Here is a 23,451-nt window from a genome sequence, read left to right on the forward strand (position 1 = left end):
TAAACGCATTAATGGGCGCTTTGGTTTCGCTACACGCGCATCGGCATCAGCACATAAAGCGCATCGTCCCCAGCCGTGTCGCGAATGAGCGTCGGCGAGCCGGCGTCGGCTAGCAGGAATATGGCTGCATCGCCGGAAAGCTGTGCGGTGATGTCGAGCAGGTACTTGGCGTTGAAGCCGATTTCCATCGGGTCCATCTCATAGCCGACGGCCACTTCTTCCGTCGCGCTTCCCGAATCCGGGTTGTTGACCGTGAGGAGCAGTTGGCCGTCAGACAGTGCCAGCTTCACGGCGCGGCCGCGCTCCGACGAGATCGTCGATACGCGGTCGACGGCCTGGGCGAAGGTCTCGCAATCGACCCGCATTTCCTTGTCGTTGTTGGCCGGAATGACGCGCTGATAGTCCGGGAAGGTACCGTCGATCAGCTTCGAGGTCATGACGATCGAGCCGATCGTCAGGCGGATCTTGGCGTCGGAGACTTCAACCGTGACCATCGCGTCCGGCGTGTCCACGAGCTTCTGCAGTTCTCCCACAGTCTTTCGCGGGATGATGATCCCAGGCATGCCTTCGGAGCCGGAAGGCGCACTGACATCGGCGCGCGCCAGGCGATGGCCATCCGTGGCGACAGCCCGGAGCTTCAGGTCGCCGCCGCTTTCGATCGTGTGGAAGAAGATGCCATTGAGGTAGTAACGCGTCTCCTCGGTGGAGATCGCAAACTGCGTGCGGTCGATCAGCATCTTCAGATCGGACGCCTTCAGCTTGAAGGAATGGCTGAAGCTACCGGCAGTGAGATCGGGGAAATCGGATTCCGGCAGGCACTGCAGCGAGAATTTCGAGCGGCCGGAGGCGACCGTCATCGAGCTGCCGTCGGTGTTGGTGGCGAGAAGCACTTCCGAACCATCGGGAAGCTTGCGCACGATATCGTAGAGCAAATGCGCGGGAACAGTGGTGGCGCCGGCCTGTTCGACATTGGCGGGCGTTGCCTCAGTGATTTCGAGATCGAGGTCGGTCGCCTTCATGTCGAGGTTCGTGCCGTCGGCTTTGAGCAGCACGTTGGACAGGATCGGAATCGTGTTGCGACGCTCGACCACGCGATGCACGTGGTTCAGCGACTTCAGGAGGTTCGACCGCTCTATTGTAATACGCATGGATGCTACCGCTTTCGACCGTGACTTGCCGGGCGGCCCGAGGCGCCCGAGCGACATGTTTTCGGACAAGGCCCGAAAGATTGGACAGGCAACTTGGCAGACTTCTCCATCCGAATGCAAGAGGCATAGGCGATTTGTCGGGCGCCAATTCGCCATTTCGTCGGCAATGCTCCACAGGAATTGCACCGCTCTTGCTGTCCGTGCGTGCCTCGCCCATAAAGGCTGCTTATCCCAAGTGAATTCAGGACCGGCATGAACGAAGAGCAATCAGGCGGCGGGACACGCAGTTTCCGCCTGCATAACAATCAGATCCCGGCCCGCCCCCTTGAACCGGCGCTCTATCTCGTCGCGACGCCGATCGGCAATCTCGGCGATATCACTTTGCGGGCGCTGGAGACGCTGGCCGGTGCCGACGTGCTGGCCTGCGAGGATACGCGTGTCACCCGTGTCCTGCTCGACCGCTATGGCATCCAGAACAAGCCTTATGCCTATCACGAATACAATGCCGATGAAGCAGGCCCCCGGCTGCTGCAAGCTCTGGAAGCTGGCCGATCGGTGGCGCTGGTATCGGACGCCGGCACGCCGCTCGTCTCCGATCCCGGCTACCGTCTTGCGGTGCAGGCGATCGAAGCGGGATATAAGGTTGTTCCCATCCCCGGCGCCTCCGCACCGCTCGCGGCCCTCGTCGGCTCCGGCCTGCCCAACGACGCCTTCTTCTTTGCCGGTTTCCTGCCCGCCAAGGACAAGGGCCGGCGGGATCGGCTGGCCGAGCTGGCAGGCATCCCCGCAACCCTCATCCTCTTTGAATCGCCGCATCGCATCGCTGCGACTCTTGCCGCCGCTGCCGATGTGCTGGGGGGCGAGCGTGCCGGCGCCGTTTGCCGCGAACTGACGAAGACCTTCGAGGAATTTCGCCGCGGTACGCTATCCGAACTCGCCGCATTCTATGATGCCGTTGAGAATGTGAAGGGCGAGATCGTCTGGCTCGTGGGCCCACCGGCGGAAAATGTCGCGGCGGAGGCCGATGTCGATGCCATCCTCGCCGATCTCTCAGGGACCATGCCGACCGCCAAGGCGGCAACGGAGGCTGCGCGCTTGACCGGCTTGCCGCGCAAGGAGCTTTACCAGCGCCTGCTCGACATGAAGGAGCGCCATGGCTGATACGAAGCCCGGGTCCGGCGAGAAGCTGAAGCGGCAAAAGGCCTGGCGGCGCGGCCATGTTGCCGAATATCTCGCCGCCGCCTTCCTGATGCTCAAGGGCTATCGCATCCTGGCGATCCGTCATCGCACCAAGCTTGGCGAAATCGATATCGTTGCCCGCAAGGGCGATCTCGCTATCTTCGTGGAGGTCAAATCCAGACGCGGCGCGCAGGAGGCGATCGACGCCGTTTCCTTCTCTTCGCAAAACCGCATTCGTGCCGCGAGCGATCTCTGGCTCGCGCGGCAACCGGATTTCGCCCGTCTCTCGCAACGCTATGACATCGTCGCCATGCTCCCCGGCCGCTGGCCGCAGCATTTTCCGGATGCCTTTTGAGCGCGGCGTTACAGGACCGTCACAAAATCAGCCTATTGCCGGACCGATAAGCGCTCGCGACTTCCACCGCACACACAATGCTATTTCGACAGGCCCCATCATGATCCGCAACACCGTTTCCGCCTTTGCCGTTCCCTCGCAGGAGGAACGCAAGGGTTTCCTTTCGCTTGAAAAGACCCCGGCCGTTCACGCCGAAAAGCTTGCGTCGCTCGCCTGCCTGAATGCGGTGCGCATCGGCGGGACGGGTGCCACGGTCGAGGTTCTGTCTTTCCCCTTTACCGTCGCTGCCTGGAATCTCGAGCGCTGCCTCTTTCCCGAGGAAAGTGCGGCCAAGCTGCGGGAAACCGGTGCGCCGCTCATCCTGCTGTCGGAAATGGATCTGGGCATGGCCCGTACCGAACAGCGCGACGCGACCGCGATCATCGCCGGCGAACTCGGCATGAATCATGCCTATGGTGTCGAGTTTCTCGAACTCAGTCTTGGCTCGGAAATCGAGCGCTCCTACTGCCGCGACGATTTTAATGAGAAGGGCTTTCATGGTAACGCCCTAATGGCCTCCGTCGCTCTGAAGAATGCTTTCATGATCCGTCTGCCCGGTGAGGCCGTCTGGTTCAACAACGGCAACGAGCAGCCGCGCATCGGCGATCGCTGCGCCGTCGGCGCCATCGTCGAGACAGAGGCAGGCCCCATGGTCGCGGTTTCGGTTCACCTCGAAAGCGTCGCAACCGCTGCCTATCGCGAGCGGCAGTTGGCGGCATTGATCGATGAGGTCGAGGCCTTCGCGCCCGGTCTGCCGATCCTGGTCGGCGGCGATCTCAACACCGGCAACCACACCGGCGGCGATTATTCGACGGATACGCTGTTCGCCATGGCCGAAGGCCGAGGTTTCGAATGCCATGGCGGCCCGCTCGATCAGACAAGCACGCGCCCGAGCCTGATCACACGTTTCCCCGATCGTACCATGAAGCTCGACTGGTTCATTACCCGCGGCTTGAAGATCGGCGAAAGCCATCTTGTTTCCTCCCTCAACGGAGAAGGCAAGCCGCTCTCCGACCACGATATGGTCGTCTGCGCAATCGAAGGTTTTTCCGCCTGATCGCTGCAATCGTTAAAATGCGCGCGGTTTCATGAACCCTGCCGTTACCCCTTCCATGCGAATGAGATCGCAGACGCGCATGGAATTGGGGGATTGCATGGTCTTGAAACTGATGTTGGCGAGCATGGCGGCCTTTGCCGCGCGTGCCGTCCCGGCCGTGGTCGCGCTGCCGCGGTCGAAAAGCTTCGTGGCTGGCGCCAGCAACGAAATGGAGATGAAGCCGGCGCCGATCGAGCCGTCCTGGGTTTTGTCGGGCAATCCGGTTGCCCGCATCGCCGAGCATTCGCGCGGGCAGGACGATGCAGCCATGACGGCGCTGTGGGATTGCACGGCGGGTGAATTTCGCTGGTATTTCGGCTGGGACGAAACCGTGATGATCCTCGAGGGCGAGGTGCATATCACCACCGAAGACGGCGTTGAGCGCACGCTCAGCGCCGGCGATGTGGCCTATTTCGCCGGCGGCACCTGGGCGACATGGCGCATCGATCGCTATCTGCGCAAGGTCGCCTTTTTACGCAAGCCATTCCCGAAGCCTTTGACCATGGCCTATCGCCTGCGCAACTTCGTCCGCCAGGGCGGCACACAGGGTCTTGCCGCCTGAGCGCGGCAAGGCCAGGCCGAACAAGCCCCTGACGGAAGCCTTGAATAGCCGTTGCGTTTGGATGCGGGCGGACCTACATCTGTCCGCAAATTCGAGCGAGGGCTGACTATGGCTGGTATCAAGAATGTTGCGGTCCAGATGGACCATGTGAAGAGCATCAACATTGCGGGTGACTCCACCTTCGCCATGAGCCTCGAGGCGCAGAACCGCGGCTATAAGCTCTTCCACTACACGCCCGAGCGGCTGAGCATGCGCGACGGCAAGGTCTATGCCTCCGTCGAGCCGATGATCCTGCGTGACGTCAAGGGTGATCACTTCGAGCTCGGCGAGCCCGAGCGTGTCGATCTCTCGACCATGGACGTGGTGCTGCTGCGCCAGGATCCGCCCTTCGACATGGCCTACATCACCTCGACGCATCTACTCGAGCGCATCCACCCGAAGACGCTCGTCGTCAACGATCCGGCCTGGGTGCGCAATTCGCCGGAAAAGATCTTCGTCACCGAATTCGCCGATCTCATGCCGAAGACGCTGATCACCCGCGATCCGGCTGAAATCCGCCGCTTCCGCGATGAGATGGGCGACATCATCCTGAAGCCGCTCTATGGCAATGGCGGCGCCGGCGTCTTTCATTCGACCCGCGACGACCGCAATCTCTCGTCTCTTCTCGAAATGTTCGGCCAGCTCTTCCGCGAACCCTTCATTGCCCAGCAATATCTGCCTGACGTTCGCAAGGGCGACAAGCGCATCATCCTTGTCGATGGCGAGGCGGTCGGCGCGATCAACCGCGTGCCGGCAGAGCATGATGCCCGCTCCAACATGCATGTCGGCGGCCGTGCCGAAGCGACCGAGCTGACGGCGCGCGAAAAGGAAATCTGCGCCCGCATCGGACCGGCCCTGAAGGAACGCGGTTTCCTGCTCGTCGGCATCGATGTCATCGGCGACTATATGACCGAGATCAACGTGACGTCGCCAACCGGCATCCGCGAAGTCAAGCGTTTCGGCGGCGCCGATATCGCCAGCCTGCTCTGGGATGCGATCGAAGCCAAGCGGGCCTGACCGGCAGTTTCCCCACGCTTTCGGCTGAACGATCATATTCACCCAGGCATGTCGATAATTTCGACATGCCTGGGTGAAGTTTTTGTTCGTTTATTGTTCTTGTTTCATTCCTTGTCTTGTGCCAGATTGCAACCCGAAGTTTGCTGGTCGGGGCACGTAACGGCAAACGGGTTCGGCGACAGGGGATAAGCATGGTAGCGCGCGTCAGTACGGTTGCGTTTCAGGGCATTGAGGGCGTACCCGTCGAGGTGCAGGTGATGATCGCGCCGGGCAAGGTGCTGATGCACATCGTCGGCCTTCCGGACAAGGCGGTGGCCGAGAGTCGGGAGCGGGTGCAGGCGGCATTGCACGCCTCCGGCCTTGCGCTGCCGCCGAAGAAAGTCACGGTCAATCTCGCGCCGGCGGATCTGCCCAAGGAGGGCAGTCACTTCGACCTTGCGATCGCGCTTGGTCTGATGGCGGCGCTCGGCGCGATCCCTGCCGATGCCCTGTCCTCCTACACTGTCATCGGCGAACTCAATCTCGACGGCACGATCGCGCCCGTTGCCGGCGCTCTTCCCGCAGCGATCGCCGCCAATGCCATGGGCAAGGGGCTGATCTGCCCTGCCGAAAGCGGGCCGGAAGCTGCCTGGGCGGGCAAGGAGATCGATATTCTGGCGCCACGCAGCCTGATCGCGCTCGCCAATCATTTTCGCGGCACGCAGGTCCTCTCGCGGCCGGAGCCCTCCATTCGTGCCAGCGTTGCCAATCTGCCCGATCTTGCCGATATCAAGGGGCAGGAAAGTGCCAAGCGCGCCCTGGAAGTGGCCGCCGCCGGCGGGCACAATCTACTTTTCGTTGGACCGCCGGGTTCGGGCAAGTCGATGCTCGCCTCGCGCCTGCCGTCGATCCTGCCGCCCCTGTCGACGAACGAGCTGCTGGAGGTGTCGATGATCCATTCGATCGCCGGCCAGCTTTCCGGCGGCAAGCTCTCCGATCGGCGGCCCTATCGCGCGCCGCATCATTCGGCGACCATGGCTGCGCTCGTCGGCGGCGGTCTGCGTGCGAGGCCCGGCGAGGTATCGCTGGCCCATCACGGTATCCTTTTCCTCGACGAGCTACCGGAGTTTTCGCCGCAGGCGCTCGATGCGCTGCGCCAGCCACTGGAGACCGGGGAATGCGTCATTGCGAGAGCAAACCACAGGGTTTCCTATCCGGCCGGTATCCAGCTTGTCGCGGCAATGAACCCGTGCCGCTGCGGCATGGCCGGCGAACCGGGCCACACCTGCGCCCGTGGGCCGCGTTGCGCATCCGATTATCAGGGGCGTATTTCCGGTCCGCTGCTCGATCGTATCGACATTCGCATCGACGCGCCGGCAGTCTCCGCCGCTGACCTCATCCGGCCGACATCAGCGGAAAGCAGTGCCGATGTCGCGCTCCGTGTCGCCCGCGCCCGCGAACGACAGCGGGAACGCTTCGAACGAGCCGGCATGAAGGATGTCAGCACCAACGCCCGCTGCTCGACCGCGATGATCGAAACCATCGCCGAGCCAGACGCCGCCGGCTTGCAATTGCTGCGCGATGCTGCCGAGAAGATGAAATTCTCCGCCCGCGGCTATCATCGCATCCTCAAGGTCGCGCGAACGCTTGCCGATCTGGACGATAAACCGACCGTCGGGCGCATCCATCTTGCGGAAGCCATCTCCTATCGCATCGCCGGAGAGCGGCTGGCCGCGCACGCCTGAAAATTCGAGCCCTTCGCAGCGCCTGATCGTCTCTAATCCGCACAAACAAAAAGGGGTGCCGCAGCACCCCTTTCCCAATTAGTTGCTGCCGTTAGTTCAGCCGCCCAACCCTTCGAATAGCGCCGTCGAGAGATAGCGCTCGGCGAAGGACGGGATGATGACGACGATGGTCTTGCCTTCATTTTCGGGACGCTGGCCGATCTTAATGGCCGCCGTCAGAGCGGCGCCTGAGGAAATGCCGACCGGCACCCCTTCGAGCTTCGCCACGAGCCGGGCAAGCTGGAAAGCCTCGTCATTGCTGACGGTGACCACCTCATCGTAGACATGCGTATCGAGAACTTTCGGTGCGAAGCCGGCGCCGATGCCCTGGATTTTGTGCGGGCCGGGATTGCCGCCGGAAAGAACGGGCGAATCCGCCGGCTCGACGGCGATGACCTTGATGTCAGGCTTACGGGCTTTCAGCACCTGGCCGACACCGGTGATCGTGCCGCCGGTGCCGATACCGGAAACGAAGATATCGACCTTGCCTTCGGTGTCGTTCCAGATTTCCTCGGCCGTCGTCTTACGGTGGATTTCCGGGTTGGCGGGATTTTCGAACTGCTGCGGAATGATAGCATCCGGCAGCGACGCGGCCAGCTCTTCGGCCTTGGCGATCGCGCCCTTCATGCCCTTCGGTCCCTCGGTCAGCACCAGCTCGGCGCCGAGCAGCGCGAGCATCTTGCGGCGCTCGATCGACATGGTTTCCGGCATGGTGAGGATAAGGCGATAACCCTTGGCGGCGGCGGCAAAGGCGAGCGCAATACCCGTATTGCCCGAAGTCGGCTCAATCAGCACGGACCGGCCGGGAGCGATCTTGCCCTGGGCTTCGAGGCTCTCGATCATGGCGACGCCGATACGATCCTTAACGGAGGCAATCGGATTGAAGAACTCGAGCTTTGCCAGGATGTTGGCCTTGACGCCCTTCTCCTTCGCCAGCTTGTCGAGGCGCACGATCGGCGTATCGCCGATAGTATCGGTGATCGAGGCGTAGACGCGGCCGCGGCCGGGTTTGCGGGTGTCGGACATGGGTAGCTCTCCCTAAATTGGATTTATGCAACGACAATAGGATCAAACGCGTGCGGAAACCAGAGTGCGCACCCGCTCCTCGCGTGAAGCACGTGAGAAAAGAATCTCCCGATGGCCTTTTTTGAGGATGTTTTTTTCAGGCGGCGCGCGGCGATGAAGGCAGCGGTGGCGACGAGGCCCGCGCCGGGAATGGCTGCAGCGACAAAGAGCGCGCCGCAATAGGCAGGTAGGGCCGCAAGCGTCATGAGGCTTTCCTCCTGAGATGGTATCGGCTCTATTGCACTACCTTTGCGTTTTCAAGCGATTGCGCCGATGGAGCGAACATATTACCAAGGTGTTAACGGCCCATCGCAACTGCTTTGCCCAAGGATATCATGTCTTCCGCATTGCTCCTGATCGATCTTCAGAACTCCATCCTGACGGGCCTCGGCACGCCGGATCGCCAGCCGGCTATCGATGCCGCTCTGGAGACGGTCGTTGCGAAGCTCGCAGCGTTGAAACACAGCGCCCGTGCTACCGGTATTCCCACCTTCATCATTCAGCATGACGGCGGCCCGACCCATCGTTTGGCCAAGCGCAGCGAAGGCTGGCAGCTGCGCCGGGAGATCGCGCCGGAAGCCGGAGATGTCGTCGTGCACAAGACGAGCTGCGATTCCTTCTTCGAGACGGATCTGGAGGCACGGCTCAAGGGCCGTGGGGTCACTCACCTCATCGTTGGCGGCTGCATGACGCAGTTCTGCGTGGATACGACTGTGCGGCGCGCCGTTTCGCTGGGCTTCGACGTCTCACTGATATCAGACGGACACACCACGGCGGATATGGGCAAACTGAGTTTCGAAGACATTGTCACCCATCACAATATGCTGCTTGACGGTTTCGATGCCGGGCCGCATGAAATCAAGCTGGTCGCATCGACCGAAATCTCCTTCTGAAGCGCTTTCTCCGCCGGAGCCTCCATGCCGCATCTGACCAGCATGATCACCTTTGCCCTGATCGCTCTCGGCATGGTACTGACGCCCGGGCCGAACATGATCTATCTGGTGTCGCGCTCGATCTCGCAGGGACCAGCGGCGGGGTTGATCTCCCTTGGCGGTGTCGCCTGCGGCTTCCTCTTCTACATGTTCTCGGCTGCGCTCGGCATTACCGCCTTCGTCTTTGCCGTTCCTTTCGCCTACGATGCGCTGCGGCTGGCGGGTGCGGCCTATCTTGGATGGCTCGCCTGGAATGCGCTGAAGCCCGGCGGCCGCTCGGTCTTTCATGTACGCGAGTTGCCAAAGGACAGCACCCGCCGGCTTTTCACGATGGGGCTGGTGACGAGCCTGCTGAACCCGAAGGTCGCGATCCTCTATTTGTCGCTGCTGCCGCAGTTCATCGATCCCGCCGCCGGCAGCGTTTTCACGCAATCCATTGTTCTCGGCTTCGCGCAGATCATTATCAGCGTAACATTCAATGCCATTTTCGCGCTGAGTGCCGGCTGGATCGCGATGTTTCTCACCCAGCGCCCATCCTTTGCCCTGGTGCAGCGCTGGCTGATGGGTACGGTGCTCGCCGGGCTCGCCGTGCGCATGGCTTTCGAGGCACAGCGTTGATGCGGAGCGTTTTGCTGCCGCTCGCCGCCAGCCTTCTGGTGCTCGCATCGTTCTGGAGCGCTGCTTCGGCGGCGGGGACGGGAACGCAGACGATCGTCTTCATGCGTCATGGCGAAAAGCCCGAGGCGGGTCTTGGCCAATTGAGCTGCCAGGGTCTCAACCGGGCGCTGGCTTTGCCGCCGGTGCTGACAAAGCTCTTCGGTAAGCCGGCTGCGATCTTTGCGCCTGATCCATCGAAGCGAAAGGACGATTCCGGCACTTCCTACGATTATATCCGGCCGCTCGCGACCATAGAGCCGACGGCGATCGCCCTTGGAATGCCTGTCGATACCAGCTTCGGCTATGAGGATATCGATGATCTGAAAGGCGAGCTGAAGAAGCCTGCCTATGCCGGCAAGCTGATCTTCGTCGCCTGGGAGCACAAGCAGATCGTCGATCTCGCCCGCCAGCTGATGAGCGAGAATGGCGGTGATGAAAAAACCGTGCCGAAATGGCATGGCAAGGATTTCGACAGCCTCTATGTGCTGCGCATCAGCGGGGGCAAGGCCGGATCAGGCGCGACCTTCGAGAAGATGGTCGAGGGTCTCGACGGTCGCTCCGATGTCTGTCAGAATCCGGCTAAATAATTTTAGAACACCGGCCGCATGAAGCTGCGCTCATAGCTGATGATGCAGCGTGTTTCCTCACCATAGGCAAGGGCGGCCTGGCATTCCGCATCTTCAGGTATTTTCAGCCGATATTCCTCATAGGCGGCAAGGCTCGGGAAGCTGAAAAGCGCCAAGGCGATGTTATTGGCACCCTCGTGCGGCATGAAATAGCCGTGATGCGTACCGCCCAGCCGGTTGACCAGCGGGATCCAGAGCTTGGCGTAATGCTCGAACTGGGCAAGCTTATAGGGATCGATGACATAATGCAGGTAGCAAGTGATCATTCGGCGGCCCCCTTCGAAAGACCACCGTTTCTATTCCAGGGCAGGGGGAGCGTCCAGCCGAGATTCATGCCGGCAGCAGCCGCGAGAATGATGACTGCGCCGAGGATCTGCGCCGGGCCAAGCACATGGCCGAAGGCGAAGCGATCGACGATGATGGCGGCGATTGGATAGACGAAGGAGAGTGCCCCGGTCAGATGCGTCGGCAGCTTCTGGATGGCGCCATAGAGCAGCACATACATCAACCCGGTATGCACGATGCCCATGGTGACGAGGATCGACCATCCCCCGACATCCTGGGGTGCGGCCGAGAAATCGGTGAAGGGCGCCAGCATCAGGATGCCGGTGGAGACCTGGATCAGCGCAATCAGATGCGGCGGCGTGCCCTTCAGCCATTTGGCAGCGATTGCTGCCAGCGCATAGAAGAAGGCTGCGCCCAGCGAAAGCAGTATGCCGATCGCATAGCTTCCCGAACCGGCGGCTTCGGCCGGCTTGCCTTCGACGATCACGACCATGCCGGCGAAGGCGAGGCCTAACCAGAAGAGCTTGGTGAAGGTGATCCGCTCGCCGAGGAACAATGCGCCGAGACCCAGCAGCATGAAAGGCTGCGTATTGTAGACGGTTGTGGCGATGGAAATGGAGGCGTGGGAATAGGCGGCGAAAAGCAGCAGCCAGTTGAGGACGATGGCGATTCCGCCACCGACGGCGATGGAAAATATCTTGAGATTGAGGATGCCTGGGCGCAGCAGGCCCATGGCGCCGCAAATAACGAGCAGCGTCAGCGCGCCGAAGAAGCAGCGCCAGAAGACCACACCGGTCACGGCCTGCCCGGACATCAACACGAACCAGCCGATCGTGCCTGAAATCAGCATTGCTGCCGTCATTTCCACCGTGCCGCGTTTAATCTCGTTCATTGCCTTGGCTCCCGTCTATCTACCCCAATCATATTGCGGCATCGGCGCTGATGATATAGATTTAGTAAGGTAAATTAGCCAAGATACCTAAATAAATGAGGTTTAATGATGAGTGTTCCTAATGCGAGCCTTGGCCTCGATGAGATCGATCAGCGGATGCTGGAGGCGCTGGCGCGCAATGCCCGCATATCGCTGAAGGAACTGGCGGAAGCGGCCAGCCTGTCCTCGCCGAGCGCGGCGGAACGTCTGCGCCGGTTGGAGGAGCGCGGCATCATCTCGGCCTTTACCGTGGATATCGCGCCGGAGGCGATCGGCTATCCCCTGCAGGCGATCGTCCGCATCCGGCCTCTGCCCGGTCAGTTGCACGTCGTCGAGCGGATCATTCAACAGACGCCGGAATTCATAGAGTGCGACAAGGTCACCGGCGACGATTGCTTTATCGGTCGGCTGGTGGTGCGCTCGATGGGTGAACTCGATGGCATATTGGATAAGATCACCGAGCGGGCCGAGACGAACACGTCGATGATCAAGGCGACGCCGGTCAAGCGCCGCCTGCCGCCGCTTAACGGCTCTAGAATTCCGCCATCGGCGAAAGCATGAGCGGCCCGACAATATCGGCCGCCGCTTTGCCGCGCACCATCAACATGGTGTAGCCCTCATAAGGCTCAAGCGATATCTCGCAATCCAGGCGGTCCGGAGAAAAGCAGATCTCGATGCGCTCGGGTTCGATATCGAGCGCTGAGACGATGGTCGCCAGCGAGGGGATGGCAGCTCCTACAATGTCGAGAAGCCAGAAAGTCGCGCCGTCGAACGTCCATGCAACGACCGTGTCATCCCCAAGCGCCGTCAGACGGATCGCGGAGTTGAAGGAGGCATTCAGCAGAAACATCTCCATCTGCCTGACAACGGCAAATTGGGCGGAGACAGGTTGACGGTTTTGCAGGAGCGTCTTGATGAGGCGCAGATCGCCACGTGCTTCCAGGGAGAGCTGCCGGGCTGAGAAATCAGATTTCTGAAGCGTCGGCGTCTGCACAACGAAGATATGCTGCGGCAGGATGCGAAAGCCAAACCGTTCATAGAGGGCCGGCTTGTCGGTGAGCAGAAGATCGAGTTCGCAGTCCTCAGTCGCGGTGTGGGCAAAGGCGCGCTGCATGAGGTCGCGATAGAGGCCGCGCTTGCGCCATTCCGGCCGGACTGCGCCGGATTGATAGCCCGCCGCCTTGACGACCCTGCCATTGAGGATCATCGGCATGGAGAAGGCAGTGAAATTGGCGACGCAACGGCCCTCGCTATCGAAATAGCCGAACGGCATGCTTGTCCGGTCCGGGCCGCCAAATTGGCCCAGGAGGCTGACATCGATCGAAAACGTGTCCTGCAGCAGATCGACAAGCGCATTCCAGGCGGCGGGATCGTCGAAATAATCTTGCCGGAGCGTCAGTCCGTGGTCTCGTCCTAGTTCGGACATCACACGCCGGTCGAGCCGAAGCCGCCGGCGCCGCGTGCGGTTTCGCTGATCTCGGAAATCTCGGCGACACGCACTTGCGTCACCGGCGCGATCACCATCTGGGCGATGCGCATGCCGCGCGTGATCTCGAAGGGCTCATCACCGAGGTTGGCCAAAATCACCTTCACTTCGCCACGATAATCGCTGTCGACTGTGCCGGGGGAGTTCAGGCAGGTGATGCCGTTCTTGAACGCGAGCCCGGAGCGCGGGCGGATCTGCGCCTCGAAGCCTTCCGGAACTTCGAAGATGAAGCCCGTGGGAACGAGCGCCCGCTTGCCGGGCGCAATCGTCAGCGTCGCGCCTTCTTCGACGGCGGCGCGCAGGTCCATGCCGGCTGCACCCTTGGTCTCATAGGCGGGCAGCTCCAGGCCCTCGCCGTGCGGCAGGCGGATGAGCTTCAGGGTCGGGCTGATATCAGTGTGAATGGTCATGCGGCATTAGTTTGCGCGCGAAGGCCGGAGGTCAATTGCATTTAGGCCTTTGAGTCGCTAGATACGGCGCCAATTCACAGGATTCACACGCATGGCCGAAAGTCTCGCCGAGGCGGTCTCCCGCCGCCGCACATTCGCTATTATCGCTCACCCGGACGCGGGCAAGACGACGCTCACCGAAAAGCTGCTGCTGTTCGGCGGCGCCATTCAGCTTGCCGGCGAAGTCAAGGCCAAGAAGGATCGCATGCAGACGCGCTCCGACTGGATGAAGATCGAGCGCGAGCGCGGCATCTCGGTCGTAACCTCGGTTATGACCTTCGAGTATGAAGGCAATGTCTTCAACATTCTCGATACGCCCGGCCACGAAGACTTCGCCGACGACACCTATCGCACGCTGACGGCCGTCGACGCCGCCGTCATGGTCATCGACGCCGCCAAGGGTATCGAGCCGCGGACGCTGAAGCTGTTCGAAGTCTGCCGCATGCGCGACATCCCGATCATCACCTTCATCAACAAGATGGACCGCGAAAGCCGCGATCCCTTCGAAATCCTCGATGAAGTCGAAGAGAAGCTGGCGCTGGATACGGCTCCGATCACCTGGCCGATCGGCCGCTCCAAGACCTTCTGCGGCTCCTATCATATTGCCGCGAACACCGTGCGCGGCTCCGATACCGAGGTTGAGGTGACCAAGGTAAACGGCCCGCAAGCCGTTGCCGACCGGTTGCCGGAAAACGAGCGTCAGGCCTTTATCGATGAGACGGAACTGGCGATCGAGGCCTGCCGTCCTTTCGATCGGGAATCCTTCCTCGAAGGTCATATGACGCCGGTCTTCTTCGGCTCGGCCCTGCGCAATTTCGGCGTTCGCGATCTTATCAACGCGCTCGGCGACTTCGCGCCGCCGCCGCGTGACCAGGTTGCCGACATCAGAACGGTTCACGCCACCGACGACAAGATGACGGCCTTCGTCTTCAAGATCCAGGCCAATATGGATCCGAACCATCGCGACCGCATCGCGTTCGCCCGCATCTGCTCCGGCAAGCTGGAGCGCGGCATGAAGGCTCGGCTGTCGCGCACCGGCAAGCAGCTTGGCCTGACCGCGCCGCAATTCTTCTTCGCCTCGCAGCGCCAGCTCGCCGACACCGCCTATGCAGGCGATGTCGTCGGCATTCCGAACCATGGAACGCTGCGCATCGGCGATACGCTGACCGAAGGCGAATCGCTGGTCTTCCAGGGTGTGCCCAACTTCTCGCCGGAAATCCTGCGCCGTGTTCGTCTTGAAGACGCGATGAAGGCGAAGAAGCTCAAGGAAGCGCTGCAGCAGATGGCCGAAGAAGGTGTCGTGCAGCTCTTCTCGCCGGAAGATGGCTCTCCCGCCATCGTCGGCGTTGTCGGCGCCCTGCAGCTCGACGTCTTGAAGGAGCGGCTGATGGCGGAATACGGCCTGCCGGTTTCCTTCGAAATGTCGCGCTTCTCGGTGTGCCGCTGGATCTCGGCCGACCAACCCGCCGATCTCGAAAAATTCGTTACCCAGCGCCGCGGCGATATCGCCCGCGATCTCGATGGCGATCCGGTCTTCCTCGCCCAGGACGGCTTCTCGCTGCGCTACGAGGCGGAACGTTATCCGGCTATCAAGATGGTCGCGATCAAGGAATATCACGCCGTCAAGGCGGCGTGATCCGGGAGACCTTGCAGCCACGGGCCTCCGCCTGTGGCTCACAGGGTTACCGCTCTGCGGTGGCATTCATCAGTTCCGCGTACCGAGCCTCCGTGGCGTCATCCAGCGGAAACATGCCTTCGACCCGCAGCTCCTGGGTCGAGATCATCCGCGGCGTTCCCACCGTCGTCACCAGTGAGAAAAATTTCAGAACATGCCCGTTCTTCACGAAGGAGAGGGGAATGATCGGCGCAGTCTCGATCGCCGGCGATGTCTGCCATTCAGCATTCACGTCGGGGTAAGCGAGCAGACTGTCGATCAGCTCCTTCGTCCTCGCGTCGATGACGCGGCCGACCGACTCGCGGAAGACTCGTCCCAATAAGCTTTCGGCCGTCTTCTCCCAATCAGCAATAAAGGGCCGCATGCCCGAGGGGTCGAACATCAGATGCAGGAGATTGCGCGGTTTCGGGCGCGCGGCCATATCGGTGAACTGGCCGAAGAAGCGCAGCGTTGCATCGTTGGTCATCAGTACATTCCAGTAGCGATCCATCACGACGGCCGGGAATGGCTCATGCTGACGCAGCATGCGTTTCAGCGCATTGGTGACGCCCTGCATTTCCTGATCGTCAAAGCTTCCTTCGGAATAGATCGGTGCATAGCCGGCGGCGAGCAGCAGCGTGTTGCGCTCGCGGAATGGCACATCGAGGGCATCGGCGAGACGCAGGACATTCTGGCGCCCGGGCGTGCTCCTGCCGCTTTCGATAAAGCTGATCTGGCGTTGCGAGATGCCGGTGTCGAGCGAAAGCTCGAGCTGGCTCTTCCCGCGCGTGTCGCGCCATGCGCGCAGCTGCTGTCCCAGCTCGTTCGGCAATCTCAGTTCGGCGCGAAGGGAACTCATCCTGTAAAGCCTCGCTTCGTTCGTTTGGTATGGCGGGGCTGCGTTCGGCAGCCCCGCCGGATCAGTTCTTATGAGAAGGCAACAGGCCCGACCGAGCCGTACCAATGGCGCACTTTCGTTGGGTCCGCCTCGTCCATGTAGAAAAAGTGCGTCATGACCGGTTTGACCACCGCCTGGGTGCGATCGTTGGGCGTCATGGTCACGGTCCCGCGGAACACCTTCAGCGATCCCGCGTCCCAATATTCGGTGACATCATGCAATGCGGTAAAGCCGGTGTCGATGAAGGCGCGCAGGTTCCGGCGAATGGTGTCGCGCCCCTTCCAGTCGGCAATGCCGAGATTGCATGTGGCGTCTTCCGCGAGGCAATCAAAACCTTCGCCAAAGGTCTTGTCGTCGATTTCCCGCCAGAAGGCGAGCAGCCATTGCGGGGCTTCTGTCTTGGTGAATGACATCGTTGTCATGGATTTCTCCTGGGCCTGCCGTTGGAATGACGCCGTGGCCATCGACGTCAAGCCGGGTGAAGGCTCCTTTTGGTTGAAGGGCTGAATAAGCTCTTCCTGCAAGAAGACAGTCTTTAAATACGCCGGGACGAATGCCGCTCTCAATTACATCGGATGTAATGAAGACCGGCCGATCGCGTCTCATGCTGATCCGATCGGTTCGGATGCGTTTCGTTTTGGAATACTGCCGCCGCGATGTTCCATCCGATATAGCGCTATGCCATAGTGCCGCCCCGAGGTCCCCTCGATCAGAATGAGCAGCTTTCATGATGAGATTTCTTGCGGTTCTTGCTCTGGCCTTCGTCGGCCTGATGCCGGTCGCAGCCGAGGCGCGAATCATCACCGATGCGGCCGGACGCACGGTGTCCGTGCCTGATAAGATCAACCGCATTCTGGTGGCCGGACCGCCAGCCGCCGTCCTGGTCTATGTGCTTGCGCCGGAGAAGCTGGTGGGCTGGGTGCATGCGCCTGATGATGCCGCCAAGGCCTACATGATGCCGTCGGTGCGATCATTGCCGACAATCGGGCGCCTGACGGGCAAGGATGGCGCGATCAGTTCGCAGGCGGTCACCGACGCCAAGCCCGATATCATCCTCGATGCCGGTACGGTCGATCCCATCTACAAGGCGCTGGCCGATAAGGTGCAGTCCGACACGCATATTCCCTATGTCCTTATCGACGGCAGCTTCGCCCGCACCGCCGATACGGTGCGCGATGTCGGCGCGCTGATCGGCGTCGAGGATCGCGCCAACAAGCTGGCCGATTATGCCGATTCGGCGATCAAGGACCTGAACGAAAAGCTCGCGACATTGCCGAACGACCCGCGCCCGCGCGTCTATTACGGCCGTGGTGCCGATGGCTTGGAAACCGGGCTTTCCGGCTCGATCAATCTGGAAATCCTCGATGCCGTCGGCACGATGAATGTCGCTGCCGCTGCCGGCAAGGGTGGCTTGACCAAGGTGACGCCGCCGCAGGTCGCCGGATGGAATCCGGATATCATCATTGCCGAGAACCCTGACTTTGCAGCCTCGGTGAAAAGCGATCCGCAATGGGCTGGGATCAAGGCGGTCAAGGACGGCAAGATCTTCGTGCCGCCGTCTCTACCTTTCGGCTGGTTCGATTCCCCGCCTGGCATCAACAGGCTGCTCGGCGTGCGCTGGATGGAGAAGCTCATTTATCCGAAGCTCTTCCGCAGCGATTTTTCCGACGATGTGAAGCAATTCTACAAGCTGTTTTATCAGGTCGATCTGACTGACGATCAGCTGGCGGCGTTGCTAAAGGGCATGAAATAACCGCTCTGGTAAGGAAGGCATTCATGGTCCGGGAAAACGAAATTCGCGAAAACGAAGTGGCCGTCGAGCCGCCCGCAGCCTCGGATGCTGGCCTCACCTTCATCGGCCGCATTTCGACACCCTGGACCTCGCGCATGGAAACGCCGCGCCAGGGCCGGCATGATGGCCCGATCTGCCGGATCGAAATCTTCGAGCCCTGGGTAGCGGCGCTGCAGGGTGTGGAAGCCTTCGAGCGGCTGGAGGTTCTCTATTGGCTGGATCGGTCCCGCCGAGATCTTGTGCTGCAGAGCCCGGCCAACAGCGGCAAGGTACACGGCACCTTTTCGCTGCGCTCGCCGGTGCGGCCCAATCCCATCGGCACATCCATTGTCAAGCTGGAAGCGGTCGAAGGGGCCGTACTGCTGGTGCGCGGCCTCGATTGCCTTGACGGCACGCCCTTGCTCGATCTGAAGCCGGATCGCACGCTGTTCAAACCGATCGCGCCGCCGCAGCCCGGAGACTTCCAGACCGGCGACGGCGAGACGGCGCGTTATTGCCAGAAGCGAGATGCCTAGAGCGCTTCGTGAAACCGCTCCAAGCTATTGCCATCAGTCCACCATCGAAATCCTATTCGCCGCGCGGATAGCGCTGGTTTTCCTCCAGCACGTTGAGATCCATATGGTTGCGCATGTAGCGCTCCGACGCTTTCTGCAGCGGCTGATAGTCCCAGGGATAATAGGCGCCGTTGCGAAGGGCCGTATAGACCACCCATCGCCGCGCCTGGCTCTCGCGCACGGCAGCGTCGAAGCTTGAAAGATCCCAGCGCGCCATGGCCTGCGCCGTCAGTCTTTCCAGCGTTTTCGCATAAGCCGGGTCACCGGCCAGATTGGTGAGCTCCTTCGGGTCCTCCCTAAGGTCGAAGAGCATCGGCGGATCCTTTTCGCAAAGGGTCAGCTTGTATTGGCCGTCGCGCAAGCCGACGAGCGGTGCCTCGGAACCTTCCGCCGCATATTCCATCGGCACGGGGCTGCGGCTTCCGGTTCCACGAGCCAGCGGCGTCAGATCTTCGCCATCCGTCCAGCGGCGCAGCGATGCTATGTCGATCCCGGCAAGGGCTGCCAGCGTCGGAGTAACGTCCAGCGTCGAGACCGGCTGGTCGATCCGCTTCGGCTGCCAGCCGGGCGCTGCGATCATCAGCGGCACGCGGGCCGATCCTTCGAAGAAGTTCATCTTGAACCAAAGGCCGCGTTCGCCAAGCATGTCGCCATGGTCGGAGACGAAGAGGATGATCGTGTTGTCGGCCATGCGGCCGCGCTCGAGCGTTTCGAGGATCTCCCCGATCTTCTCGTCGACATAGGAGATATTGGCGAAGTAGCCGCGCCGCGCCCGGCGGATTTGCTCTGGCGTGATGTCGAAGGCGGTGTGATCGCAGGCCTTCATCAGCCGCTGCGAATGCGGGTCCTGCCGCTCGAAGGGGATTTCGCCGACTTCCGGGTCGAGCGCCGGGCAATCCTCATACAGATCCCAGAAGCGGCGACGCGCGACGTAAGGGTCATGCGGATGGGTGAAGCTGACGGTCAGGCACCAGGGTCTTTCGTCTTGGCGGCGCGAGAGATCGTAGAGTTTGCGGGTCGCGTGATAAGCGACCTCGTCGTCATATTCCATCTGGTTGGTGATCTCGGCAGTGCCCGCGCCGGTGACCGAACCGAGATTGTGATACCACCAGTCGATGCGCTCGCCCGGCTTCGTATAATCAGGCGTCCAGCCGAAATCGGCAGGGTAGATGTCGGTCGTCAGCCGCTCTTCAAAACCATGCATTTGATCCGGGCCGACGAAATGCATCTTGCCCGAGAGCGCCGTCTGATAGCCGGCGGCGCGCAGGTGATGGGCGAAAGTCGGTATATCCGAGCAGAATTCGGCAGCATTGTCGTACACGCGCGTGCGGCTCGGCAGCTGCCCCGACATGAAGGAGGCGCGCGCCGGCGCGCAGAGCGGGCTTGCCGTATAGCTGTTGGCAAAGCGCACGGAGCGCTTCGCCAGAGCCTTCAGGACCGGTGCATGTAGGAATTCGGCCGGGCCGTCCGGGAAGAGCGTGCCGTTGAACTGATCGACCATGAGGATGAGGATATTCGGGTGGGACATGCTGGTGTCTTTCTCGGAAATCAAAGGCCGATGGCGGTTTTGACGGCCTCAAGGCCGGGCTTGCCGTCGATAGTGGTGACGCCGGCAAACCAGGGCGTCAAGGCATCCGGATGCGCCTTCAACCAGGCGGCCGCCGCATCCTTGGCGCTGTCACCGCCAAGGATCGAGCCCATCAGTGAATTCTCCATGCCGATGTCGAAGGTGAGATTATGGAAGAGCTTGGCGGCATTCGGGCATTGGGCGGCCCAGCCGGTGCGCGCCAGCGTATAGACTTCGGCGCCGCCGTAATTCGCGCCGAAATAGGCATCGCCGCCGGAAAGATAGGCGATCTTGAAGCGCTCGTTCATCGGATGCGGCGCCCAGGCGAGGAAGACGATCGCCTGCTTGTCTTTGGAGGCGCGCTCTACTTGCGACAGCATCGCCTGCTCGCTCGATTCCACCAGTTCCCAGCCTTTCAGACCGAAATCGTTGGTGTCGATCATTTTCTGGATATTGGCATTGGCCGGTGCACCCGGCTCGATGCCGTAGATCTTGCGGCCGAAATCGTCGGCATGCTTCTGCAGGTCGGAAAAGTCCTTGATGCCCTTGTCGGCAACATAGGTCGGAACGGCCAGCGTGAACTTGGCGCCCTCAAGATTGCGGTTCAGCACCTCGGCCGCCTTCGCCTTGTTGAGATCGTCGACGAAAGCCTTCTGCGCTGGCATCCAGTTGCCGAGGAAAACATCGATCTCGCCCGTCTTCATCGCCTGATAGCCGATCGGCACGGAAAGAGTCTTGATGTCGGGCTCATAGCCAAGGGCGGTCAGCAGTACGCCGGTCACGCCATTGGTCGAGGTGATATCGGTCCAGCCGGGATCCGACAGGTGGATCGTCTTGCAGCTGTCGCCATCAGCCCGGGCGATGCCGGCAAAGGAAAGGACGGAAAAGATAGCGCCGGCAGCGAGCCGGCCCATTGCAGACATGCGCATGACCATAGTTCCCTCCTGTTATTGGATTATTTTATTGAACATCAGTAGAGTTCCTGCTGTGAAGCAGGCATTTTTCGATGGATGCCAAAAGGAAATTTTATGGCTGAACGTCTCGTCGATCTTGGTTGGCTGCGGATATTCTTGGAAGTGGGTCGTTCCGGCAGCCTTTCTGCCGCCGCTGCAGCGCTTGGCCTGACGCAACCCGCCGTCAGCTATCAGATTCGCCGCATCGAAGAGCAGGTGGGCGTGTCCCTGTTTCATCGCCAGCATCGCGGTGTCGTGCTCTCGCCCGAGGGGCAGCGCCTCTTCGAAATCGTAGAAAAGGCGGTCGGCGGTGTCGATAATCTGGTGCGCAGCTTCCGCGTCGAGGCGGAGCGCCCGTCCGTTCGTTTGCGCACGGATTATGCTTTTTCCGCTCTGTGGCTCATTCCGCGCATGCATGCGTTCCGCCTGCTTCATCCCGAAGTCGATATCCAGATCGTCGCCACGCAGCGGCTGGATCGCGGCGCTCCGGAAAGTGGCGATATCGCCGTCTTCTTCGGGACACGCAACGAGTTCGGTTCGGGCGCAACGCTGCTTCTGCCGGAGAAAGTCGTGCCGATCTGCACGAGAGGTTTTGCAGAGCGGCACGGTCCATTCACCGATCCCTCGCAGCTTGCCGGCACCACGCTTGTTCACCTGGATACCGAAATGCCGTCGCCATGGTTCGACTGGCAGAGCTATCTTGCCGCCCTCGGTGTTGCCCGGGATGCCTATGCCGGCCGCGGCGACCTGCGCTTCAACACCTACTCGCTCGTCGTGCAGGCGGCCCTCAGCGAACAGGGCGTCGCCATCGGCTGGATGGGCCTTGTCGATTCCCTGCTCACAGCGCGGACCCTGGTGACGGTGGGTCCCATGCTGGAGGCGCCGGAGCGCGGCTATTGGCTGCTGCCGCCAGCGGCCGCAAACCCGGAGGCGGAGCAGCTGGCGCAATGGCTGCTCACAGAAGCCGCTGCCGGATGATAATCATGCTCTATTCCGCCGTAAGATCGGCAAGAAACGTCTCGCACCAGCGCGATACGTCGTTTTCGAGCAGATAATCCATCATGCCGCGCCAGCGCTCCTGCCGCTCCTGCAGCGGCATGTTGATGGCGCGCGCCAGCGCATTGGCGGTGCCGTCGACATCATAGGGATTGACCAGCAGAGCGCCCTTCAGCTTGCGCGCCGCGCCGGCAAAGCGCGAGAGCACCAGCACGCCCGGGTTTTCAGAGTCCTGCGCCGCGACATATTCCTTGGCGACCAGGTTCATGCCATCGCGCAGAGGCGTCACCAGCCCGACCTTGGCGAGCCGATACAGACCCGCCAGGATTGGGCGGCTGATCGAACGGTTGATGTAGCGGATCGGCACCCAGTCGACCGTGCCGATCGCGCCATTGACCCGGCCGGCCTGTTCGGCAACCGCGTTCTGCATCGCCTCGTATTCGGGGACTTCCGAGCGGGATTTCGGCGTGATCTGCAGATAAGTGATGCTGCGCTGATGAGCGGGGTTGTTGGTGATGAAGCGTTCGAAGGCATCGATGCGCTGTGTGATGCCTTTGGAGTAATCGAGCCGGTCGACGCCGAGGATCAGGTCGCGGCCTTCGATGCTTTGGCGCACTTTCTGCACCATGCTGTGCGACGCTGCCTTGCGGGCGAATTCGGCAAAGCCCGCCGTCTCGATACCGATCGAATAGGCGCCGCCGCGAAAATCATGACCATGAGCGCTGAAATGGCCGGGACTTTTCTCGATACCCATGCCCTCGCGCTTCAGGCAGCCCGCGAAGTTTTCAAGATCGTAATCGGTTTGGAAGCCAAGGAGATCGTAGGAGGAGAGGCCGCGCATGATCTCCTCATGCACCGGCATGGCGAGCACGACATCGGCGGGCGGCCAGGGAATATGCAGGAAGAAGCCGATGCGGTTCTTCAGGCCCATCTGCCGCAGCTCCGCTGCAAGCGGGATGAGATGATAGTCATGCACCCAGATGATGTCGTCAGGCTCGATCAGGGGTGCGAGCCGATGGGCAAAGAAGCGGTTGACGCGGAAATAGCCTGTCATTTCCTTGCGGGCATACTCTGCGAGATCGAGCCGGTAATGGCAGATCGGCCATAGCACGCGGTTGGCAAAGCCCTGATAATATTCCTCGACATCGGTCTGGGTCAGATCGGTAAGCGCATAGGTGATATTGCCGTCCTGCGTCATCCGCAGCGGCTCAGGCTCCGCGTCGCCGCTCGATTTGCCGGACCAGCCCATCCAGATGCCGCCGCGCTCGGCGAGCGCCGCCTGCAGCGCCACCGCGAGGCCGCCTGCCGCCGCGGCACCTTTATGGTCGGGTACGGAAACACGATTAGAAACAATGATGAGTCGACTCACGAATTCTTCCTTTCGAGAAGGCTGGGAGACATCGCCATG

26 protein-coding genes are annotated in these 23,451 nt (G+C 61.3%); 14 read left to right on the forward strand and 12 right to left on the reverse strand.

The window, feature by feature from the left end; genetic code table 11:
- Window positions 1-29 precede the first annotated feature (29 nt).
- Window positions 30-1,148, reverse strand: a complete 1,119-nt coding sequence (dnaN, locus tag AC13RE_RS18180) for a DNA polymerase III subunit beta (RefSeq protein ID WP_488563968.1) — start codon at window positions 1,146-1,148, stop codon at window positions 30-32.
- 252 nt (window positions 1,149-1,400) lie between these two features.
- Between dnaN and rsmI the strand changes: the two genes are divergently transcribed.
- From rsmI to AC13RE_RS18210, 6 genes are all read left to right on the forward strand, one after another.
- A complete protein-coding gene (gene rsmI / locus AC13RE_RS18185) occupies window positions 1,401-2,309 on the forward strand; it encodes a 16S rRNA (cytidine(1402)-2'-O)-methyltransferase (RefSeq protein WP_488563969.1) in 909 nt (302 codons plus the stop codon).
- Window positions 2,302-2,682, forward strand: coding sequence for a YraN family protein (locus AC13RE_RS18190; RefSeq protein WP_015338544.1), 381 nt, complete (start codon window positions 2,302-2,304; stop codon window positions 2,680-2,682). The genes rsmI and AC13RE_RS18190 overlap by 8 nt, the downstream gene beginning before the upstream one ends.
- 100 nt (window positions 2,683-2,782) lie before the next feature.
- A complete protein-coding gene (locus tag AC13RE_RS18195; protein ID WP_488563970.1) occupies window positions 2,783-3,778 on the forward strand; it encodes an endonuclease/exonuclease/phosphatase family protein in 996 nt (331 codons plus the stop codon).
- Between the two features lie 97 nt (window positions 3,779-3,875).
- Window positions 3,876-4,379, forward strand: a complete 504-nt coding sequence (locus tag AC13RE_RS18200; protein ID WP_488563971.1) for a cupin domain-containing protein — start codon at window positions 3,876-3,878, stop codon at window positions 4,377-4,379.
- 108 nt (window positions 4,380-4,487) lie between these two features.
- Window positions 4,488-5,435, forward strand: coding sequence for a glutathione synthase (gene gshB / locus AC13RE_RS18205; RefSeq protein WP_285175483.1), 948 nt, complete (start codon window positions 4,488-4,490; stop codon window positions 5,433-5,435).
- A 191-nt stretch (window positions 5,436-5,626) separates the two neighbouring features.
- Window positions 5,627-7,159, forward strand: coding sequence for a YifB family Mg chelatase-like AAA ATPase (locus AC13RE_RS18210; protein WP_488563972.1), 1,533 nt, complete (start codon window positions 5,627-5,629; stop codon window positions 7,157-7,159).
- A gap of 96 nt (window positions 7,160-7,255) precedes the next feature.
- On the opposite strand, the gene cysK is transcribed toward AC13RE_RS18210, so the two are convergent.
- Entirely contained in the window at window positions 7,256-8,224 is a 969-nt protein-coding gene (gene cysK, locus AC13RE_RS18215; RefSeq protein ID WP_488484279.1) for a cysteine synthase A, read from the reverse strand.
- Between the two features lie 23 nt (window positions 8,225-8,247).
- Entirely contained in the window at window positions 8,248-8,469 is a 222-nt protein-coding gene (locus AC13RE_RS18220; protein ID WP_488484278.1) for a hypothetical protein, read from the reverse strand.
- Between the two features lie 129 nt (window positions 8,470-8,598).
- On the opposite strand from AC13RE_RS18220, the gene AC13RE_RS18225 reads away from it, so the two are divergent.
- From AC13RE_RS18225 to AC13RE_RS18235, 3 genes are read left to right on the forward strand one after another with little or no spacing between them, the layout of a single operon-like run.
- Window positions 8,599-9,156, forward strand: a complete 558-nt coding sequence (locus tag AC13RE_RS18225; protein WP_488563973.1) for a cysteine hydrolase family protein — start codon at window positions 8,599-8,601, stop codon at window positions 9,154-9,156.
- 24 nt (window positions 9,157-9,180) lie between these two features.
- A complete protein-coding gene (locus tag AC13RE_RS18230) occupies window positions 9,181-9,813 on the forward strand; it encodes a LysE family translocator (protein WP_488484276.1) in 633 nt (210 codons plus the stop codon).
- Window positions 9,813-10,439, forward strand: a complete 627-nt coding sequence (locus tag AC13RE_RS18235; RefSeq protein ID WP_488484275.1) for a hypothetical protein — start codon at window positions 9,813-9,815, stop codon at window positions 10,437-10,439. The genes AC13RE_RS18230 and AC13RE_RS18235 overlap by 1 nt, the downstream gene beginning before the upstream one ends.
- A gap of 2 nt (window positions 10,440-10,441) precedes the next feature.
- Here the strand turns inward: AC13RE_RS18235 and AC13RE_RS18240 are convergent, their stop codons facing one another.
- Entirely contained in the window at window positions 10,442-10,744 is a 303-nt protein-coding gene (locus AC13RE_RS18240; protein WP_015338553.1) for an NIPSNAP family protein, read from the reverse strand.
- Entirely contained in the window at window positions 10,741-11,655 is a 915-nt protein-coding gene (locus AC13RE_RS18245; protein ID WP_488563974.1) for a DMT family transporter, read from the reverse strand. The genes AC13RE_RS18240 and AC13RE_RS18245 overlap by 4 nt, the downstream gene beginning before the upstream one ends.
- A gap of 108 nt (window positions 11,656-11,763) precedes the next feature.
- On the opposite strand from AC13RE_RS18245, the gene AC13RE_RS18250 reads away from it, so the two are divergent.
- Complete coding sequence (locus tag AC13RE_RS18250; protein ID WP_488564044.1) at window positions 11,764-12,255, forward strand: Lrp/AsnC family transcriptional regulator; 492 nt, start codon at window positions 11,764-11,766, stop codon at window positions 12,253-12,255.
- Here the strand turns inward: AC13RE_RS18250 and AC13RE_RS18255 are convergent.
- Together AC13RE_RS18255 and dut are read right to left on the reverse strand one after the other, a co-directional pair.
- Window positions 12,227-13,120, reverse strand: a complete 894-nt coding sequence (locus AC13RE_RS18255) for a GNAT family N-acetyltransferase (RefSeq protein ID WP_488563975.1) — start codon at window positions 13,118-13,120, stop codon at window positions 12,227-12,229. The two genes, AC13RE_RS18250 and AC13RE_RS18255, sit on opposite strands and share 29 nt — an antisense overlap.
- Window positions 13,120-13,590: a dUTP diphosphatase gene (gene dut, locus AC13RE_RS18260; RefSeq protein ID WP_132715627.1), complete on the reverse strand. Its 471-nt coding sequence runs from the start codon at window positions 13,588-13,590 to the stop codon at window positions 13,120-13,122. Before dut ends, AC13RE_RS18255 begins: the two co-directional genes overlap by 1 nt.
- A 91-nt stretch (window positions 13,591-13,681) precedes the next feature.
- On the opposite strand from dut, the gene AC13RE_RS18265 reads away from it, so the two are divergent.
- Entirely contained in the window at window positions 13,682-15,265 is a 1,584-nt protein-coding gene (locus tag AC13RE_RS18265; RefSeq protein WP_488563976.1) for a peptide chain release factor 3, read from the forward strand.
- Window positions 15,266-15,311: 46 nt separating this feature from the next.
- Here AC13RE_RS18265 and AC13RE_RS18270 read toward each other — a convergent pair whose 3' ends face one another.
- Both AC13RE_RS18270 and AC13RE_RS18275 read right to left on the reverse strand, forming a co-directional pair.
- Window positions 15,312-16,142, reverse strand: a complete 831-nt coding sequence (locus tag AC13RE_RS18270) for a helix-turn-helix domain-containing protein (RefSeq protein ID WP_488563977.1) — start codon at window positions 16,140-16,142, stop codon at window positions 15,312-15,314.
- Between the two features lie 68 nt (window positions 16,143-16,210).
- Entirely contained in the window at window positions 16,211-16,603 is a 393-nt protein-coding gene (locus AC13RE_RS18275) for a nuclear transport factor 2 family protein (protein WP_488563978.1), read from the reverse strand.
- Window positions 16,604-16,908: 305 nt separating this feature from the next.
- Between AC13RE_RS18275 and AC13RE_RS18280 the strand changes: the two genes are divergently transcribed.
- Entirely contained in the window at window positions 16,909-17,934 is a 1,026-nt protein-coding gene (locus AC13RE_RS18280) for an iron ABC transporter substrate-binding protein (RefSeq protein ID WP_488563979.1), read from the forward strand.
- A 23-nt stretch (window positions 17,935-17,957) separates the two neighbouring features.
- Window positions 17,958-18,488, forward strand: a complete 531-nt coding sequence (gene tsaA / locus AC13RE_RS18285; RefSeq protein ID WP_132715631.1) for a tRNA (N6-threonylcarbamoyladenosine(37)-N6)-methyltransferase TrmO — start codon at window positions 17,958-17,960, stop codon at window positions 18,486-18,488.
- 52 nt (window positions 18,489-18,540) lie between these two features.
- Here the strand turns inward: tsaA and betC are convergent, their stop codons facing one another.
- Both betC and AC13RE_RS18295 read right to left on the reverse strand, forming a co-directional pair.
- Window positions 18,541-20,055, reverse strand: a complete 1,515-nt coding sequence (betC, locus tag AC13RE_RS18290; protein ID WP_488563980.1) for a choline-sulfatase — start codon at window positions 20,053-20,055, stop codon at window positions 18,541-18,543.
- Between the two features lie 20 nt (window positions 20,056-20,075).
- Window positions 20,076-21,023, reverse strand: a complete 948-nt coding sequence (locus AC13RE_RS18295; protein WP_488563981.1) for a choline ABC transporter substrate-binding protein — start codon at window positions 21,021-21,023, stop codon at window positions 20,076-20,078.
- Window positions 21,024-21,122: 99 nt separating this feature from the next.
- On the opposite strand from AC13RE_RS18295, the gene AC13RE_RS18300 reads away from it, so the two are divergent.
- On the forward strand, window positions 21,123-22,025 hold the full coding sequence (locus tag AC13RE_RS18300) for a choline sulfate utilization transcriptional regulator (RefSeq protein ID WP_488563982.1): 903 nt from the start codon (window positions 21,123-21,125) through the stop codon (window positions 22,023-22,025).
- A 10-nt stretch (window positions 22,026-22,035) separates the two neighbouring features.
- Here the strand turns inward: AC13RE_RS18300 and otsA are convergent, their stop codons facing one another.
- On the reverse strand, window positions 22,036-23,412 hold the full coding sequence (otsA, locus tag AC13RE_RS18305; protein WP_488563983.1) for an alpha,alpha-trehalose-phosphate synthase (UDP-forming): 1,377 nt from the start codon (window positions 23,410-23,412) through the stop codon (window positions 22,036-22,038).
- Between the last annotated feature and the right edge of the window lie 39 nt (window positions 23,413-23,451).

This window comes from Martinezella sp. CNPSo 3959 (assembly GCF_057784355.1).